This window comes from Streptomyces sp. C1-1 (genome assembly GCF_050214755.1).
Lineage (GTDB): Bacteria > Actinomycetota > Actinomycetes > Streptomycetales > Streptomycetaceae > Streptomyces.
This window is the reverse complement of sequence record NZ_CP189826.1, coordinates 4,656,922-4,674,205: the sequence shown is the minus strand read 5'-3', so window position 1 is coordinate 4,674,205 and position 17,284 is coordinate 4,656,922. Positions and strand designations below refer to the sequence as shown.

19 protein-coding genes are annotated in these 17,284 nt (G+C 72.3%); 15 read left to right on the top strand and 4 right to left on the bottom strand.

Annotated elements, in window-relative coordinates; all coding sequences use genetic code 11:
• The first annotated feature begins 15 nt into the window (after positions 1-15).
• The gene (locus ACQF4J_RS21375) at positions 16-1,167 is read left to right on the top strand and encodes an NADH-quinone oxidoreductase subunit D (protein WP_351801247.1); all 1,152 of its coding nucleotides are present in this window, start codon (positions 16-18) and stop codon (positions 1,165-1,167) included.
• Between the two features lie 74 nt (positions 1,168-1,241).
• Here ACQF4J_RS21375 and ACQF4J_RS21370 read toward each other — a convergent pair whose 3' ends face one another.
• Complete coding sequence (locus tag ACQF4J_RS21370) at positions 1,242-2,321, bottom strand: SAM-dependent methyltransferase (RefSeq protein WP_427166510.1); 1,080 nt, start codon at positions 2,319-2,321, stop codon at positions 1,242-1,244.
• Positions 2,322-2,439: 118 nt separating this feature from the next.
• Between ACQF4J_RS21370 and ACQF4J_RS21365 the strand changes: the two genes are divergently transcribed.
• From ACQF4J_RS21365 to ACQF4J_RS21355, 3 genes are all read left to right on the top strand, one after another.
• The gene (locus tag ACQF4J_RS21365) at positions 2,440-3,642 is read left to right on the top strand and encodes a sensor histidine kinase (protein WP_351574049.1); all 1,203 of its coding nucleotides are present in this window, start codon (positions 2,440-2,442) and stop codon (positions 3,640-3,642) included.
• Between the two features lie 75 nt (positions 3,643-3,717).
• Entirely contained in the window at positions 3,718-4,389 is a 672-nt protein-coding gene (locus tag ACQF4J_RS21360) for a response regulator (RefSeq protein WP_427166509.1), read from the top strand.
• Between the two features lie 49 nt (positions 4,390-4,438).
• Entirely contained in the window at positions 4,439-5,071 is a 633-nt protein-coding gene (locus ACQF4J_RS21355; protein WP_351574054.1) for an AAA family ATPase, read from the top strand.
• A 30-nt stretch (positions 5,072-5,101) separates the two neighbouring features.
• Here the strand turns inward: ACQF4J_RS21355 and ACQF4J_RS21350 are convergent, their stop codons facing one another.
• Positions 5,102-6,202, bottom strand: a complete 1,101-nt coding sequence (locus tag ACQF4J_RS21350) for a DUF5937 family protein (protein ID WP_351801241.1) — start codon at positions 6,200-6,202, stop codon at positions 5,102-5,104.
• A gap of 157 nt (positions 6,203-6,359) precedes the next feature.
• Between ACQF4J_RS21350 and ACQF4J_RS21345 the strand changes: the two genes are divergently transcribed.
• Positions 6,360-6,575 (top strand): hypothetical protein, encoded by a 216-nt coding sequence (locus ACQF4J_RS21345; RefSeq protein WP_351574060.1) that lies wholly within the window; start codon positions 6,360-6,362, stop codon positions 6,573-6,575.
• Here ACQF4J_RS21345 and ACQF4J_RS21340 read toward each other — a convergent pair.
• The gene (locus ACQF4J_RS21340; protein ID WP_427166506.1) at positions 6,565-7,905 is read right to left on the bottom strand and encodes a threonine aldolase family protein; all 1,341 of its coding nucleotides are present in this window, start codon (positions 7,903-7,905) and stop codon (positions 6,565-6,567) included. The two genes, ACQF4J_RS21345 and ACQF4J_RS21340, sit on opposite strands and share 11 nt — an antisense overlap.
• Positions 7,906-8,091: 186 nt before the next feature.
• On the opposite strand from ACQF4J_RS21340, the gene ACQF4J_RS21335 reads away from it, so the two are divergent.
• The 10 genes from ACQF4J_RS21335 to ACQF4J_RS21290 all read left to right on the top strand — a co-directional run bounded on the left by ACQF4J_RS21335 (position 8,092) and on the right by ACQF4J_RS21290 (position 16,404).
• Positions 8,092-9,021, top strand: a complete 930-nt coding sequence (locus ACQF4J_RS21335) for a Rossmann-like and DUF2520 domain-containing protein (protein WP_351574066.1) — start codon at positions 8,092-8,094, stop codon at positions 9,019-9,021.
• On the top strand, positions 9,018-10,052 hold the full coding sequence (gene panC / locus ACQF4J_RS21330; protein WP_351574069.1) for a pantoate--beta-alanine ligase: 1,035 nt from the start codon (positions 9,018-9,020) through the stop codon (positions 10,050-10,052). Before ACQF4J_RS21335 ends, panC begins: the two co-directional genes overlap by 4 nt.
• A complete protein-coding gene (locus tag ACQF4J_RS21325) occupies positions 10,049-11,782 on the top strand; it encodes an L-aspartate oxidase (protein WP_351801237.1) in 1,734 nt (577 codons plus the stop codon). Before panC ends, ACQF4J_RS21325 begins: the two co-directional genes overlap by 4 nt.
• 5 nt (positions 11,783-11,787) lie before the next feature.
• On the top strand, positions 11,788-12,771 hold the full coding sequence (nadC, locus tag ACQF4J_RS21320; RefSeq protein WP_351801235.1) for a carboxylating nicotinate-nucleotide diphosphorylase: 984 nt from the start codon (positions 11,788-11,790) through the stop codon (positions 12,769-12,771).
• 9 nt (positions 12,772-12,780) lie between these two features.
• Positions 12,781-13,578 (top strand): type III pantothenate kinase, encoded by a 798-nt coding sequence (locus ACQF4J_RS21315; RefSeq protein ID WP_351574078.1) that lies wholly within the window; start codon positions 12,781-12,783, stop codon positions 13,576-13,578.
• Between the two features lie 200 nt (positions 13,579-13,778).
• The gene (locus tag ACQF4J_RS21310; RefSeq protein WP_427168603.1) at positions 13,779-14,465 is read left to right on the top strand and encodes a hypothetical protein; all 687 of its coding nucleotides are present in this window, start codon (positions 13,779-13,781) and stop codon (positions 14,463-14,465) included.
• A 71-nt stretch (positions 14,466-14,536) separates the two neighbouring features.
• The gene (locus ACQF4J_RS21305) at positions 14,537-14,716 is read left to right on the top strand and encodes a hypothetical protein (protein ID WP_351574080.1); all 180 of its coding nucleotides are present in this window, start codon (positions 14,537-14,539) and stop codon (positions 14,714-14,716) included.
• A gap of 147 nt (positions 14,717-14,863) precedes the next feature.
• Positions 14,864-15,268, top strand: a complete 405-nt coding sequence (locus tag ACQF4J_RS21300) for a BlaI/MecI/CopY family transcriptional regulator (protein ID WP_351574195.1) — start codon at positions 14,864-14,866, stop codon at positions 15,266-15,268.
• 9 nt (positions 15,269-15,277) lie between these two features.
• Positions 15,278-15,829 carry an amino-acid N-acetyltransferase gene (locus ACQF4J_RS21295; protein WP_351574083.1) on the top strand — a complete coding sequence of 184 codons (552 nt, stop codon included), beginning with the start codon at positions 15,278-15,280 and terminating at the stop codon, positions 15,827-15,829.
• Between the two features lie 239 nt (positions 15,830-16,068).
• Entirely contained in the window at positions 16,069-16,404 is a 336-nt protein-coding gene (locus ACQF4J_RS21290; protein WP_030959275.1) for a histone-like nucleoid-structuring protein Lsr2, read from the top strand.
• On the opposite strand, the gene ACQF4J_RS21285 is transcribed toward ACQF4J_RS21290, so the two are convergent.
• Positions 16,383-17,006 (bottom strand): SCO3374 family protein, encoded by a 624-nt coding sequence (locus tag ACQF4J_RS21285; protein WP_351801233.1) that lies wholly within the window; start codon positions 17,004-17,006, stop codon positions 16,383-16,385. The two genes, ACQF4J_RS21290 and ACQF4J_RS21285, sit on opposite strands and share 22 nt — an antisense overlap.
• Positions 17,007-17,284: the final 278 nt, after the last annotated feature.

The following is a 17,284-nucleotide window of genomic DNA, read 5'->3' as shown; positions in this document are numbered from 1 at the left end:
GGAGAGACTGTGTCCATGACTCCCACGACGGAGACCATGGTCGGTATCGGCGGCGCCGCGGAGAGCACCGACATGGTGCTCAACATCGGACCGCAGCACCCGTCCACGCACGGCGTGCTGCGCCTGCGGCTGGTGCTGGACGGCGAGCGGATCATGCACGCGGAGCCGGTGATCGGCTACATGCACCGCGGCGCGGAGAAGCTCTTCGAGGCGCGCGACTACCGCCAGATCATCATGCTCGCCAACCGCCACGACTGGCTGTCGGCCTTCTCGAACGAACTGGGCGTGGTCCTCGCCGTGGAGCGCATGCTCGGCATGGAGGTGCCCACGCGCGCGGTGTGGACGCGCACCCTGCTCGCGGAGCTGAACCGGGTGCTCAACCACCTGATGTTCCTCGGCTCCTATCCGCTGGAGCTCGGCGGCATCACGCCGGTCTTCTACGCGTTCCGGGAGCGTGAGGTCCTCCAGAACGTCATGGAGGAGGTCTCCGGCGGCCGCATGCACTACATGTTCAACCGCGTCGGCGGCCTGAAGGAGGACCTGCCGGCCGGCTGGGCCGCCCGCGCGCGTGCCGCCGTCGCCGACGTGCGCTCGCGCATGGACCGCTTCGACGACCTGGTGCTCGGCAACGAGATCTTCCGGGGACGCACGCGGGGCGTGGGGCCGCTCTCGCCCGGCGCGGTGCACGCCTACGGCGTGAGCGGGCCGATCGCGCGCGCCTCGGGCGTGGACTTCGACCTGCGCCGCGACGAGCCCTACCTCGCCTACGGCGAGCTGCAGGACACCCTGAGGGTCGTCACCCGGCAGGAGGGCGACTGCCTCGCCCGCTTCGAGGTGCTTCTGGAGCAGACCCACAACTCCCTCGACCTCGCCGACGCCTGCCTCGACCGGCTCGCCGACCTCCCACCCGGGCCGATCAACCAGCGGCTCCCGAAGGTCCTCAAGGCGCCCGAGGGCCACACCTACGCCTGGACCGAGAACCCCCTCGGCATCAACGGCTACTACCTCGTCAGCAAGGGCGAGAAGACCCCGTACCGGCTCAAGCTCCGCTCCGCGTCGTACAACAACATCCAGGCCCTCGTGGAGCTGCTGCCCGGGACGCTGGTCGCGGACATGGTGGCGATCCTGGGGTCGCTGTTCTTCGTGGTCGGGGACATCGACAAGTAGCGGTCGCGGGACGGGGTCGGTCGCGGGGCCGGGCTGGTCGAGGGGGCGGGCCGGTTGGCGCGGCGGTCGGTCGGTCAGTCGATCGGCGCGGTCGGGATTCCCACCGGCTGCAGCAGCCAGCCGAAGTCGCCGAGGCCGCCCGGAGCTGTGAGTTCGGCGGCCTCGCCGGCGCTCGCGAGGGCGCGTACGTAGGCCGCGGGTTGCGTGGACGCCAGTGTGAGCGGGGGGCGTGCGCCGGTGATGCCGAGGGCGCGCAGGGCGTCGCGCTGACGCAGGAGGAGCGCGCGGGGGACGGTATGCGCCGGTGAGTGCGCCGCGCGTGCTTCCCTGACTTCCGTATCGCGCGCTGCGCGCGCCCCCACCGTCGCCTCTCCGTGCGCCGCGCACGCGTCCAGCGCGACGTGCGCCGTGATGTCGCACGACCCGTCCGGCACGGGCGCCGTCTCGCGCCCCGCGTGAAACCCGGTCAGCGTCCCGAACAGGGGGCGCGCGTCCACGGTGTGCGCGTAGTCCACGGCGACCGCGAGCCCCCGCTCGACCGCGGCGACCGCCCCCGCCCAGGCCTCGTCCCGTGGAAGCCCGACCTCGGCCCGCAGCCCTTCCGCACCGCCCGGCGGCCACCACCGCGCCAGCCACTCCGCCTCGGCCCCGTCGACCTTCTCTCCGAGACGTTCGGTCCCGTCCCGGCGTACGAGGACCCGGCGCGGCACGCCGTCGCCGTCCACCTCGGCGATGTCGAGCGGCACGTTGTCGAGCCACTCGTTGGCGAACAGCAGACCGGTGACGCCGTGCGGCGGCTCGGGGAGCCACTGCACGCGTTCGTCCAGGCCGGCGGGGCGGTCGGCGACTTCGACGGCGTACACGCGCGTGCGTGCGGCCACGTCGGCGGGCAGGGCGGTCAGGACGCCGGCGGACAGTTCGCCCCGTCCCGCCGCCATGTCGACGAAGTCCAGCCGGGCGGGCCGGCCCAGAGCCTCGTCGACCCGGCACAGCAGCCTCGCCACGGCCTCGGCGAACAGCGGCGACGCGTGGACGGACGTACGAAAGTGACCCGCCGGTCCCTCGGACCGGCGGTAGAAGCCCTCCGGCCCGTACAGGGCCGCCTCCGTCGCCGCCCGCCAGCCGTGCCACTCGCCCGCCGCCACTTCCGTCACCGGCCCAGGCTAAGCGCACAGGCGAACGGAGCCTCCACCTTGCGGAGTATGCGCGCCCGGCGCGGATCGGCCCTCCGGTTGACCCCTGCACGCATCTCGCTTCCCTACGCTGGGTTACGTGCAGCGCCTCTATGACTTCCTCCGCAGACACCCGACCGGGGTCGACACCTTCTGGGCCGTCATCCTGTTCGGGATCTCGCTGGTCAGCGGGGTCGGCCACCCGGACACCCGGGGCACGGTGTCGCCGGCCCTGATCGTTCCGATCTCGCTGCTGCTGTGCCTGGTGATCGCCCTGCGGCGGCGTATGCCGGAGAAGATGCTGCTGCTGACGATCGGCCTCGGCATGGCCCAGCTCGCGCTGGACGTCGCGACGATGCCCGCCGACTTCGCGATGCTGGTGATCGTCTATACCGTGGCCGTGATGGGTGCCCGCTGGGCCTCCCGGATCGCGCTGGCCGTGGGCCTGTCCGCGGCGACCGCGGCGGAGATCCGCTGGCCCGTGGAGCACTCCGGCACCCTGGGCCATGTGGCGGTGGTGATCTTCCAGACGGTGCCGTTCGCGCTGGCCTGGGTGCTCGGTGACTCGATCCGCACCCGGCGCGCCTACTTCGCGCAGCTGGAGGAGCGCAACGCCCGGCTGGAGAAGGAGCGCGAGGCGCAGGCCAAGGTCGCGGTGGCGGCCGAACGTGCCCGGATCGCTCGCGAGCTCCACGACGTGGTCGCGCACAACGTGTCGGTGATGGTGGTGCAGGCCGACGGCGCCGCCTACGTCCTCGACACCGCCCCCGACCAGGCGAAGAAGGCCCTGGAGACCATCTCCTCCACCGGTCGCCAGGCGCTCGCCGAGATGCGCCGCCTGCTGGGCGTACTGCGCACCGGCGAGCACAAGGAGGTCGGTGAGTACGTCCCGCAGCCCGACGTCGAGCAGATCGACGAGCTGATCGAGCAGTGCCGCACCTCCGGCCTGCCCGTCGACTTCAAGGTGGAGGGCACCCCGCGCCCGCTGCCCAGCGGCGTCGAGCTGACCGCGTACCGCATCGTCCAGGAGGCCCTGACCAACACCCGTAAGCACGGCGGGCCCAACGCGGGCGCGAGCGTGCGGCTGGTGTACTTCGACGACGGTCTGGGACTGCTCGTCGAGGACGACGGCAAGGGCGCCCCGCACGAGCTGTACGAGGAGGGCGGCGCCGACGGACAGGGGCACGGCCTGATCGGGATGCGTGAGCGGGTCGGTATGGTCGGCGGCACCCTGGACGCGGGCCCGCGCCCGGGCGGCGGCTTCCGCATCAGTGCCCTGTTGCCGCTGAAATCCGCACACTGACATGCGCGTACGCACGCCGTTGACACCTGTAACACCCATGGAACGACCCAGCCGACGCGAACGGAAGAGGCCCCGATGACGATCCGCGTGATGCTCGTCGACGACCAGGTGCTGCTGCGCACCGGGTTCCGGATGGTGCTCGCCGCGCAGCCGGACATGGAGGTCGTCGCCGAGGCGGGGGACGGTGTGGAGGCGCTTCAGGTGCTGCGTTCGACGGCCGTGGACGTCGTCCTGATGGACGTCCGGATGCCCAAGCTCGACGGGGTGGAGACGACCCACCGTATCTGCCAGGAGGCGAACCCGCCGAAGGTGCTGATCCTGACCACCTTCGACCTCGACGAGTACGCCTTCTCCGGGCTGAAGGCGGGCGCCTCCGGGTTCATGCTCAAGGACGTGCCGCCCGGTGAGCTCCTGCACGCCATCCGTGCCGTGCACAGCGGTGACGCGGTGGTCGCGCCGTCGACCACGCGCCGGCTGCTCGACCGGTTCGCGCCGATGCTGCCGAGCGCCGGCAAGGAGCCCCAGCACAAGGAGCTGGAGCGGCTCACCGACCGCGAGCGCGAGGTGATGGTGCTGGTCGCGCAGGGTCTGTCGAACGGTGAGATCGCGGCCCGGCTCGTGCTGTCCGAGGCGACCGTGAAGACCCATGTCGGCCGCATCCTGACCAAGTTGGGGCTCAGGGACCGGGTGCAGGTGGTGGTGCTGGCGTACGAGACGGGGCTGGTGCGCGCGGGCGGGCACGGGTGATCCACGCAAGCGTGATCCTCGTGTGACCGGCGGCCACTAGGGTCTGCGCATGCTCCTGTGGATCAACGGCCCTTTCGGGGGCGGCAAGACCCAGACCGCGCACGAGATCCAGCGGCGCCTGCGGGGCAGCGTCATCTGCGACCCCGAGCACGCCGGTTTCGGTCTGCGCCGGATGCTGCCTCCCGAACTGCGCGGCGATTTCCAGGACTTGACGGCCTGGCGGCAGGGGGTGGTGGAAGTGCTGGACCTCGCCCTCACCCGGCACGAGGGGGTCGTCATCGTCCCCATGACGATCACGGACTCCGGCTATTTCGGGGAGACCGTCGGCCGGTTGCGCGAACTCGGCCACGACGTAAGGCACTTCACGCTGCTGGCCCAGCGCGAGACCGTCATCAGGCGGCTGCGTGAGCGCGGCCTGGGGCACCTCCTTCAGTTCGTGGGCGGGAAGAACCGCGGTCTGGGGCGCGAGACCTGGGCCGTGCGGCAGCTCGACCACTGTCTGGAGCGGCTGCAGGAACCGGAGTTCGCCGAGCACCTGTGGACGGACCACTCGACGGTCCCGAAGACGGCGGACCGTATCGCGGTGCTCGCCGGCCTGACGCTGCGGCCCAACAACGAGGGCGCGTTGCGCACGAGGCTGCGGCAGGCTCGGGTGGGCGTCCGGCACATCCGGTTCGACTGACGGGCCGCCTGGGGGTGTCAGCCCCCGGCACTATCTGAGAACGCCTTCCAGGAAGTCGCTGCCCAGGCGGGCCACCACCGTCACGTCCAGCTGGTGCTGGACGTACCGTCCGCGGCGGCGGGTGGTGATCAGGCCCGCCTTCTTCAGGACGCCCAGATGCCGGGATATCTCGGGGGCCGTCATGCCGTGGATCTGCGCCAGCTCGCTCGTCGTGAAGGCGCTGCGGGCGAGGCTGCGGCACAGCCTCATCCGCACCGGGTGGGACAGCGCGGTCATCCGCAGGGTGAGCTGCTCCACCGAGGGCGGGGCGGCGAGCTCGGGAGAGCCGACCGGGTAGTGCAGCACCGGCTGCCAGCCGTACCGGTGCAGGACCATCAGGTGCGGCCAGCCCAGGCTCGTCGGCACCAGCAGCAGGTCGCGGCCCGCCGTGGCGGTACGGCCGCTGCCCAGTTTGTCGATCGTGATCAGGCCGGCCGTCTCGTCCACGGTCACGGCCGGGGACACCGAGGCCAGTGCCTCGGTGAGACCCCTGCGGCGCAGCAGATCCGTCTTGTGGCGTGCGTCGGCCGTGAGTTGGTGGCGCAGCCGGGACCAGGTCTCCGCGAAGAACGCCTCGTCGCAGTCCTGCAGGAACTGCCTGAGCCAGGCCCGGATGCGGGGTGGGTCGGTCAGCAGCCGTTCGCCGAACCGCAGTTGCCGCGGGCCCCGCGCGGCGGCCAGTTCCAGAGCGCGGCGCCGCAGGTCCATGTCGGACAGCGGTCCGGGGCCCGGCAGGCCGTAGGGGAGGGCGCACGAGAACTCCAGGGCCGCGTCCACGAACTGCTCGTCCGACAGCTTGTCCAGCAGGTCCAGTTCCTCGGCGAGGGTCGCGCCGGGCAGGGCGCCCGTGATGCCCGCGTACGGCAGGAAGAGGTCCGAGAACGTCGTCCGCCACAGGAAGTCGGCCTCGCACAACCGGTCGGCCAGGTGCGAGTCCAGCCGGGCGCTCACGCCGGTCACCCAGCCCTGCAGCCCGGGGTGGTGACCCGGCTCCGACAGCGCGTGCAGCGCCATGCAGAGCTCGGCCAGGGGTGAGGGGACGACGGCGACCCTCTCCGGCCGCAGCCCCGCGATGTCGATGCGCACGCTCATGACCTCATGGTGCACCCCGCCACTGACAACGCCGACCCCGATTGACGGCGCCCGTCAATCGGCACGACTTCGCGGCCGGCGCGGCGCAGCCTGGGACTCCGGGGCAGCCGCGGAGCCCACGCAATCCCGTCTCCACGTCCCGAGAGGGCCATCGGCCATGAGCATCACGCAGCAGTACTTCCTCGACGCCTACCGTGCCCGGCAGGTCGGCGAGCCCGCCCCGCCGGCGCCGGGCGCGAACGACTGGCAGGTCGTGCGCGAGTGGCGCGACGAGCGCGAGTTCCGCGCGCTCGTCGTCGGCCGCCGGGCCCACGGGCCCATGCGGCTCGCACTGGGCCGGTGGCTGCATCGGCGGCAGTGCTCTACCCGCTGACGCCTCCGGTCGCACCGGCCGTTCCCGTCTCGCCGGTCTCCTCGGTGAGGCGGGAGACGAACTCCGCGACCGCCGCGCGCACGTCGTCGGCCGTCCACTCCAGGGCCTCGGCGCGCACGCTCACCTCGGTGGCGGCCAGGCCCGGGCCCTTCTCGGCCCAGGCGCCTGCGAAGAGGACCGTCTTCGTCTCCTCGCCCTGCCGGATCGCCGCCTCCGAGAGCACGTCGACGTCGTACGGCAGCCAGACCTGGAACTCGTGCGTGTGCGGTGTCCCGGGGTGCACGCGCGCCCACGGCACGCCGGCCGCCGCGAACCCCTCGCGGAGCGCGGCGGCCACCACGCGCGCGTGGGCCACGTACTCGGGCAGCCGGGGCAGCTCGCGCTCCAGGCCGGCGAGGGCCGACAGCACGGTCGGGAACTGCTGGAAGATCTGGCCGCCGTAGCGGTGCCGCCAGGCCTTCGCCTCGTCGACCAGGGGCTTCGGGCCGGCGATGGCGGCACCCCCGTAGCCGCCGAGGGACTTGTAGAACGACACGTAGACGCTGTCGGCCAGGGACGCGATCTCGTGCAGGGGGCGGCCGAAGTGCGCGGTGGTCTCCCACAGGCGCGCGCCGTCGAAGTGGACCACCGCGTCGCGCTCGCGCGCGGCGTCCACGACAGAGGTGAGCTCCTCCCAGGAGGGCAGCACGAAACCGGCGTCCCGCAGGGGCAGTTCGAGCATCAGTGCTCCGAAGGGCTCCTCGAAGTCGCGTACCTCGTCGGCGGTGGGCAGCCGCGGCTCGCTCGTCACCCGCACCGGGCGCAGTCCGCTGACCCGGCTGAACGCGTCGCGTTCGTGCACCTCGGGGTGGGCGAGGGCGTGCAGGGCGACCGTCGCGTCGCCGGTGCGGCCCGCCCAGCAGCGCAGGGCCACCTGCTGGGCCATCGTGCCCGTCGGGAAGAACGCGGCGGCCTCCATGCCGAGCAGCTCGGCGACCTTCGTCTCCAGGGCCTCCACGACACCGTCGCCGTAGATGTCCGACGGCTGGTCGAGGTCGTGGACGTCGCCGATGCCGTCCAGCAGCGCCAGGCGCTCCCGGAGCGTGTTCAGGTGACCGGGGCGCCCGAGCATGCGCCGCGCGCCCCTAAGGGCGCCGACGCGCCGTGCGCGCCGGCGCCTGGCCCGCTCTTCCTCGGAAGCCGGCTCTTCCTCGGAAGCCGGCTCCTCCTCGCGCACCGGCTCCTTCTCGGACACCCGCTCGTCCGCGGGCGCCTGCTCTCCCTCGGACACCCGCTCCTCCTCGGGCACGGGCTCTTCCGCCTGCCCGTCCCGCTCCACCGCATCGCTCATGGCTCGGATCATGCCCCGCCCCACTCCGCGCGAGCACCCGGATTTCCCCCGGCGTTCGGGCCGTGCGAACAACGTGCGATAACCCACAGCCTGTGGACAACCGGACGCCCCTCGAACCGATCGCGTTAACATGACGAGAAATCGTCCGGTACCCGGAGCGGACTGGAACGGGAAGGCCGCCGTCGCGTGAGTACAAGCCAACAGCCAGACCCCAGGGACCGCCCCGCGCGGCTCACCGTCGGCGTCGTCGGCGCCGGTCGTGTGGGCCCCGCACTCGCCGCGTCCCTCCAGCTCGCCGGACACCGCCCGGTCGCCGTCTCCGGCGTCTCCGACGCCTCCCGCAGGCGTGCCGCCGAGATGCTGCCCGACGTGCCCCTCGTCCCGCCCGCCGAAGTGCTGCGGCGCGCCGACCTGGTTCTGCTGACCGTGCCGGACGACGCCCTGCCCGGCCTGGTCGAGGGCCTCGCCGAGACCGGCGCCGTCCGGCCCGGGCAGCTGCTCGTGCACACCTCGGGGCGCTACGGCGCGAAGGTGCTCGACCCGGCCCTGCGCGCGGGCGCGCTGCCGCTGGCCCTGCACCCGGCGATGACGTTCACCGGCACCCCCGTGGACGTACAGCGGCTCGCCGGATGCTCCTTCGGGGTCACCGCGCCCCAGGAGCTGCGACTGGCCGCCGAGGCCCTCGTCATCGAGATGGGCGGCGAGCCGGAGTGGATCGCCGAGGAGATGCGCCCGCTGTACCACGCGGCGCTCGCCCTGGGTGCCAACCACCTGGTCACGCTGGTCGCGCAGTCCATGGAGCTGCTGCGCGAGGCAGGGGTCTCGGCCCCCGACCGGATGCTCGGCCCGCTGCTCGGCGCCGCCCTCGACAACGCCCTGCGCTCCGGCGACGCGGCCCTGACCGGCCCGGTCGCCCGCGGGGACGCCGGCACGGTCGCCGCCCATGTCACGGAGCTGCGCAAGTACGCCCCGCAGACCGTCGCCGGCTATCTGGCGATGGCCCGCGCGACCGCCGACCGGGCACTCGCCCACGGCCTGCTCAAGCCGGAACTCGCCGAGGACCTCCTCGGGGTACTCGCCACCGGGACCGACGGCGCCGAGGGAGACGCCCGATGACCACCACCCTGCTGCGCACCGCCGAAGAACTCCACGCACGCGCGCGTACCGGCCGTCGCGCCGTCGTGATGACCATGGGCGCCCTGCACGAGGGACACGCCACCCTGATCCGCACCGCGCGCGAGATCGCCGGCCCGGACGGCGAGGTCGTCGTCACCGTCTTCGTCAACCCCCTGCAGTTCGGCGCGGGCGAGGACCTCGACCGCTATCCGCGCACCCTGGACGCCGACGTGAAGCTCGCCGGGCTGTCCGGCGCGGACGTCGTGTTCGCGCCCTCCGTGGACGAGGTCTACCCGGGCGGCGAACCCCAAGTCCGCGTCAGCGCCGGCCCGATGGGCGAGCGCTTGGAGGGCGCCTCCCGCCCCGGCCACTTCGACGGCATGCTCACCGTCGTCGCCAAGCTGCTGCACCTCACCCGCCCGGACGTCGCCCTGTACGGGCAGAAGGACGCCCAGCAGCTCGCCCTGATCCGCCGCATGGCACGCGACCTGAACTTCGGCGTCGAGATCGTCGGCGTTCCCACGGTGCGCGAGGAGGACGGCCTCGCCCTCTCCAGCCGCAACCGCTATCTCTCGCCCGCGGAACGGCGCACGGCGCTCAATCTCTCCCGCGCGCTGTTCGCCGGCCGCGACCGGCACGCGGCACAGGAGGCGCTGCGCGCGCGGGCGCTGGCGGCACCCGCCACCCACGCGCGGGCCGAAGCGCTCAGCGCCCTGGGGGAGTCCCGCGCGGCCGCCGACGCGCACGCCGTCGCCAAGTCCCGTCCCGCCACCGCCCTCGGCGAGGACGCCTCGCGCCACAGCTTCCACGGCGCCCCCTCCGCCGTACGCGCCGCCGCCCGTCAGGTCCTCGACGACGCCGCGCGCCTCTTGCCGCCGCTCCGGCTGGACTACCTCGCCCTGGTCGACCCCGCCGACTTCACCGAGATCGGGGATGACTTCACCGGCGAGGCGGTGCTCGCCGTCGCCGCCCGGGTCGGGACGACCCGGCTGATCGACAACCTCCCTCTCACCTTCGGAGCCGCCTCGTGACCACCACAGGCATACGACTGCACGCGCCCGCCCCGGGCTGGGCCATCTCCGCCGACGTCGTGGTCGTCGGCTCCGGGGTGGCCGGCCTGACCGCCGCGCTGCGCTGCGAGGCCGCCGGTCTGAACACGGTCGTGGTCACCAAGGCCCGCCTCGACGACGGCTCCACCCGCTGGGCGCAGGGCGGCGTCGCAGCGGCCCTCGGCGAGGGCGACACCCCCGAACAGCACCTGGACGACACCCTGGTGGCCGGCGCCGGCCTGTGCGACGAGGAGGCCGTGCGCATCCTCGTCACCGAGGGCCCCGACGCCGTGCGCCGCCTCATCGCGACCGGCGCGCACTTCGACGAGTCCGAAGAGGGCGATCTGCAGCTCACCCGCGAGGGCGGCCACCACCGTCGCCGTATCGCGCACGCGGGCGGTGACGCGACCGGCGCCGAGATCTCCCGGGCGCTCGTGGAGGCGGTACGCGCGCGTGGGCTGCGCACGGTCGAGAACGCGCTCGTGCTGGACCTGCTCACGGACGCCGACGGCCGTACGGCCGGCGTGAGCCTGCACGTCATGGGCGAGGGCCAGCACGACGGCGTGGGCGCCGTGCACGCCCCCGCGGTCGTCCTCGCGACCGGCGGCATGGGACAGGTGTTCTCCGCCACCACCAACCCCTCGGTGTCCACCGGTGACGGCGTGGCGCTCGCCCTGCGCGCCGGCGCCGAGGTCTCCGACCTGGAGTTCGTGCAGTTCCACCCGACCGTGCTGTTCCTCGGCCCGGACGCCGAGGGCCAGCAGCCGCTGGTCTCCGAGGCCGTACGCGGCGAGGGCGCCCACCTGGTCGACGCCGACGGCGTGCGGTTCATGGTCGGACAGCACGAACTGGCCGAGCTCGCGCCCCGGGACATCGTCGCCAAGGGCATCATGCGCCGCATGCAGGAGCAGGACGCCGAGCACATGTTCCTCGACGCCCGGCACTTCGGCGCCGACATGTGGGAGCACCGCTTCCCGACGATCCTCGCCGCCTGCCGCGCGAACGGCATCGACCCGGTCACCGAGCCCATCCCGATCGCCCCGGCCGCGCACTACGCCTCCGGCGGCGTCCGCACGGACTCCCACGGCCGCACCACCGTCCCGGGCCTGTACGCGTGCGGCGAGGTCGCCTGCACCGGCGTGCACGGCGCCAACCGGCTGGCGTCCAACTCCCTCCTGGAGGGCCTCGTCTACGCCGAGCGCATCGTGGCCGACATCGCGGCGGCGCAGGCGGCCGACGGCCTCCACGCGCGCGTGCCCGAACCGGTCGAGCACCCGGACAGGCCCGCGCACCCGCTCCTCGCCCCCGAGGACCGTTTCGCGATCCAGCGGATCATGACCGACGGAGCGGGCGTCCTGCGCTCGGCGCAGTCCCTGGAGAAGGCCGCCGACCAGCTCCAGCGGCTGCACGCGGACGCCCGCGACGCCCTCGACGAGAACGGCAAGACCTCCGAGCCCGGCGTCGACACCTGGGAGGCCACCAACCTCCTGTGCGTGGCCCGCGTCCTGGTCACCGCGGCTCGCCTGCGCGAGGAGACGCGGGGCTGCCACTGGCGCGAGGACCACGCCGAGCGCGACGACACGGCATGGCGCCGGCACATCGTCGTACGGCTGAATCCGGACCGCACACTCGCCGTACACACCACCGATAGCCCAGACTTCCCCCCTACCCGGCCGACTCGGCAGCCCCGGCAGCCCCTTCAGGAGCAGTGACAGAAGTGAGCACCCCCGACCTCCCCCTCGCGTCGAACGGCGGCTGCGGCGACGGCTGCGCCTGTGGCGCCGGCGCCGACGCCGACGCGGAATACCTGGAGTGCGGGCTCGACCCCGCGCTCGCCCAGCTCCTGGCCGACGCCGGTCTCGACCCCGTGGAGGTCGAGGACATCGCCAACGTCGCCATCCAGGAGGACCTCGACCACGGCGTGGACGCGACCACCGTCGCGACCATCTCAGAGGACGCCGTCGCCACCGGCGACTTCACCGCGCGCGAGGCGGGCGTCGCCGCCGGCCTCAGGGTCGCCGAAGCGGTGCTGTCGGTGGTGTGCACGGACGAGTTCGAGGTCGAGCGGCACGTGGAGGACGGCGAGCGGGTGGAGGCCGGGCAGAAGCTGCTGTCGGTCACCACGCGCACGCGTGACCTCCTCACCGCCGAGCGCAGCGCGCTCAACCTCCTGTGCCGCCTGTCCGGTATCGCGACCGCCACGCGCGCGTGGGCGGACGTGCTGGAGGGCACGAAGGCCCGGGTCCGCGACACCCGCAAGACGACGCCGGGGCTCAGGTCCCTGGAGAAGTTCGCCGTCCGCTGCGGCGGCGGCGTCAACCACCGGATGTCGCTGTCCGACGCGGCGCTGGTCAAGGACAACCACGTGGTCGCCGCCGGCGGTGTCGCGCAGGCCTTCAAGGCCGTGCGGGAGGCCTTCCCGGACCTGCCGATCGAGGTCGAGGTCGACACGCTGCACCAGCTGCGCGAGGCCGTCGACGCGGGGGCCGACCTGATCCTGCTCGACAACTTCACGCCCGGCGAGTGCGAGGAGGCCGTCGCCCTCGTGCACGGCCGGGCCGCGCTGGAGGCCTCGGGACGGCTCGCCCTGGACAACGCGCGCGCGTACGCGGACACCGGCGTGGACTACCTCGCCGTGGGCGCGCTCACCCACTCCTCCCCGATCCTGGACATCGGTCTCGACCTGCGAGCGGCGGAGTAGGTACAGGCCATGCTGCTGACGATCGACGTGGGCAACACCCACACCGTCCTGGGCCTCTTCGACGGGGAGGACATCGTCGAGCACTGGCGCATCTCCACGGACGCGCGCCGCACGGCGGACGAACTGGCGGTGCTGCTGCAGGGCCTGATGGGGATGCACCCGCTGCTCGGCGACGAGCTGGGCGACGGCATCGACGGCATCGCCATCTGCGCGACCGTCCCCTCCGTGCTGCACGAACTGCGCGAGGTGACCCGGCGCTACTACGGGGACGTGCCCGCCGTGCTCGTCGAGCCCGGCGTCAAGACGGGCGTGCCGATCCTCACCGACAACCCCAAGGAGGTCGGCGCCGACCGGATCATCAACGCCGTCGCGGCCGTCGAGCTCTACGGCGGCCCGGCGATCGTCGTCGACTTCGGCACGGCGACGACCTTCGACGCGGTCTCCGCGCGCGGGGAGTACGTCGGCGGGGTCATCGCCCCCGGTATCGAGATCTCCGTCGAGGCGCTCGGCGTCCGGGGCGCGCAGCTGCGCAAGATCGAGGTGGCGCGGCCCCGCAGCGTGATCGGCAAGAACACGGTCGAGGCGATGCAGTCCGGCATCGTCTACGGGTTCGCCGGCCAGGTCGACGGAGTGGTGAGCCGGATGGCGCGCGAGCTCGCGGACGACCCGGACGAGGTGACGGTGATCGCGACGGGCGGACTGGCGCCGATGGTGCTCGGGGAGTCGTCCGTGATCGACGAGCACGAGCCGTGGCTGACGCTGGTCGGCCTGCGCCTGGTCTACGAGCGGAACGTGTCGCGGATGTGAGCACGGACCGGGGCCGGCCGCGCGAGGACGCGTCCGGTCCCGGCGCGTGCGCGGGTGTCCGCGGCGCGGACGGGTCGGCTCCGCCGTCTGCGCGGGGCAACCGGGTGGCTCGGGTGCGCCACACCGTCCCGTTATGTCGAATTTGTCTGATTAGCGCGTATCGTCGCCGCATGCCCACGCCATACGGATCCCGAGGCGGCATGGCGTTCGGCGTGGAGGAGCTGCGTGTGCTCCGCCGCGCCCTCGCCCTCGCCCTCCACCCCAGCCCCGCCTCGGCCGAGGACGTCCAGGACTGCCTCCGCCTCGCCGAGTCCCTCGACGAGGCGATGCGCGAGGGTGCCCGGCTGCGGGCCTTCCTGGTGGCCGACCTCGCCCGCTACCGCGCCGCCCTGCCCGGAACCGCCGTCGGCTATCTCGCGCTGCTGGAGGAGACACTGGGGACCGGGTACCGGCCGGGCCCCGACGACCTCGCCGCGCTCAGGGCGCTGCGGGGCAACCCCGTCGCCGCCGCTCTGCTGGGGCGCTGCCAGACGCTCGCGGAGCAGGACGTGCGCGCCCGTCTGGCGCGCGCCACGGCCCGTACGGCGGCCCCGGCCGTCCCCGCCTCCCGCACGCGCCTCACGGCGCTCCCGGGGGGCCTCTCGGGCGCCCTGGACGGCGCCGGGACGGACTCCGGCGGCGAATCGGGCCCGGATCCCGAGCGAAAGCCCGAGAAGAAGCCCGCGGAGAAGCCGGCGCCCCCCAGGCCCGCCCCCGCCCCCGCTCCCGCCCCGGCCGATCCCAAGCCGGGCCGCCCGATCCCCACCCCCGGCGAGGTCTTCCCGCGCCGCAGGCCGACCCCGCCCCCCACCTCGGCGACCCCGTCACCGCAGCTCGCCGCGGGCTGAGGGGGAGCGGCCGAACGGCCGACACCCGCCCCCGCCCCGGCCGTCCGTCGCCCCCTGGCTACTCTGGAGGCATGGACTACGTCTCCGCGCTCGTGCCCCCGGTCGTGATGGCCGTGTTCTTCATCGGCGTGATCAGGGTGATCGTGAAGACCCAGGGCGGGGCCAACAAGGCCAAGGAGGACGCGGCCGTCGACGCCGCGCTCGCGCGCACCGAGGGAGTGCGGCAGGAGGCCGCGAAGACCGAGGGCTGACGCGGGCCCGCTCCCCGGCGCCAGGCACCGGCGTACGGCTCGGCATCCGAGTCGTACGCCCTTTTTGTTCCCGTTTGCCAGTGAAACTGCACGTCCGGCACGCGAATGTCGAGTTCTGCCACTATTGTGCGAGCTGTGCCTCGCCCATTGGGAGAACTCGAAGACGCGGTCATGACGCGGGTGTGGAAGTGGAACCGCCCGGTCACCGTTCGAGAAGTCCTGGAAGACCTTCAGCAGGAACGGTCCATCGCGTACACCACGGTGATGACCGTTTTGGACAATCTCCATCAGAAGGGCTGGGTGCGCCGCGAAGCGGAAGGCCGGGCCTATCGATATGAGGCCGTGTCCACACGGGCCGCGTACGCGGCCGCGCTGATGAACGACGCGTGGTCCCAGAGCGACAACCCCGCGGCCGCTCTCGTCGCGTTCTTCGGGATGATGAGCGAGGAACAGCGACATGCCCTGCGAGACGCGGTGCGGATCGTCCAAGGACCGGAAGAGCCGACCGGACAGGAGAACCCCGGCTCCGCACCCGGCGACGGCGGGCGATAGCGTCCGCTCATGTCAGCAGAGAGCCCCGAAGGTCTCGAAGGTCCTGAAGTCAGCGCTAAAGCCATCACCGTCCGCCGGGCGCGTACCGGCGATGTCGCGGCCGTGCGTCGTCTCCTCGACGCGTACGTTCGTGACCGCATCCTGCTCGACAAAGCGACGGTCACGCTTTACGAGGACATCCAGGAGTTCTGGGTCGCCGAACGGGACGACAACGCGGAGGTCGTCGGCTGCGGTGCCCTGCACGTCATGTGGGAAGACCTCGCGGAAGTACGTACTCTCGCGGTGAAGCCGGGTCTGAAGGGCGCCGGTGTCGGACATCAGTTGCTGGAGAAGTTGCTGCACACCGCGCGCTGGCTGGGTGTTCGCCGCGTTTTCTGCCTCACCTTCGAAGTGGACTTCTTCGGCAAGCACGGCTTCGTCGAGATCGGTGAGACGCCCGTGGACACCGATGTCTACGCGGAGCTGCTGCGTTCCTATGACGAGGGCGTGGCGGAGTTCCTCGGTCTCGAACGGGTGAAACCCAACACCTTGGGCAACAGCCGGATGCTTCTGCATCTGTGATCACCGATCGCCGATCACCGGAAGTATTCGGCCGCTCACCTTGCCCACGTTCCCTATGTCCGAAACGCGCATGTTCCCTGACCGTGCCTGACCGGCAGTCCCGCTGTCGAGGGGTTTGTGTTTTTCCCGGAAAAGCGGTTTGCTTTCCGACGTACTGCAGTACTGCATATAACAGGGGACGGCGAAACGGCGGACGCCGCAGACCCCAGGCCCTCAAGTTATGGATGAAAGGAAATCCGGTGGCACAGAAGGTTCAGGTCCTTCTTGTCGACGACCTCGACGGCGGCGAGGCGGACGAGACCGTTACGTTCGCGTTGGACGGCAAGACGTACGAGATCGATCTCACGACGGCGAATGCGGACAAGCTCCGCGGCCTTCTCGACCCTTACGTGAAGGGCGGTCGTCGTACCGGAGGCCGTGCTTCGGGTGGGCGCGGAAAGGCGCGTGCCGCTTCCGGTGGCAGCCAGGACACCGCGCAGATCCGGGCATGGGCGAAGGAGAACGGATACGAGGTCAACGACCGCGGCCGTGTTCCCGCGTCCATCCGCGAGGCCTACGAGAAGGCCAACGCCTGATCACTGGCCGAGGCAACGGCCGAAGGCTGGGCGCACACGCGCCGCAGCCACAACCGGTGGCAGTGCGCTGCCACCGTGTCCACGAGTCGTACGAGATCGGGGGCGCCACCGAAGCCCCCCGCGGCCGACAGCATCGGCAGCGAGGCCTCGACCGCACGCCCCGGTTCGGGGGGCCGCAGCCATACGGCGGCCCCCTGCAGGGTGTCCCCGCGGTCCGGCGGTGACGGCGCGTCCATGGCGCCGCCCTCGCCGATCGCCCTCAGATCGGGCACCAGCCCGCTCCACTCCAGCCAGTCCAGCAGCCCCGGCAGCTCCTCCGCGCTGCCCGGCGCCACCAGCAGCCGCATCCGCTCGCCCTGCAGGGCCACCGGAGAGCACGGCGCGAGATGGCGCAGACCCGCACGGCCCGCTTCCGCCGGCACGTCCAGGACGTCGAAGCGCTCGCCCACGGAGAGCCGCAGCGGAGCACCCGGCCGCCCGGGCACCGTCGGCCACTCCAATTCGTTCTCGTACCACTCGCGGATTCGCGAGCCCGCCTCGAGAGGCCGGCGGGGAAGTGGGACGGTGAGATCCGTGGAGACCGGGGGGTCGCTGCCAACCATGCCAATGGCAACCGTGCGAAGTGCCGCCGAGTTACGCTGGGTGTTCTTGCGAATGCACAGAGTTCCGGAAAAGGGGGCGTGCGGGGGTGCGGGGTGGCGCAAGGTTGTTCGCCCATAGCGGAGGGACGGGGGGCGCGCGGCATGGAGTGTCAGTCCCAGCGGGTAAGACATCCCTAGTGGGAGGGGGCGACACGCAGGCAAGGTGGTCTCACGTTCGCCATCGGCGTACTGGCGAGTGGGGTAACTGCCTGGCCTGCGGGAACATCGTCTCGCACCAT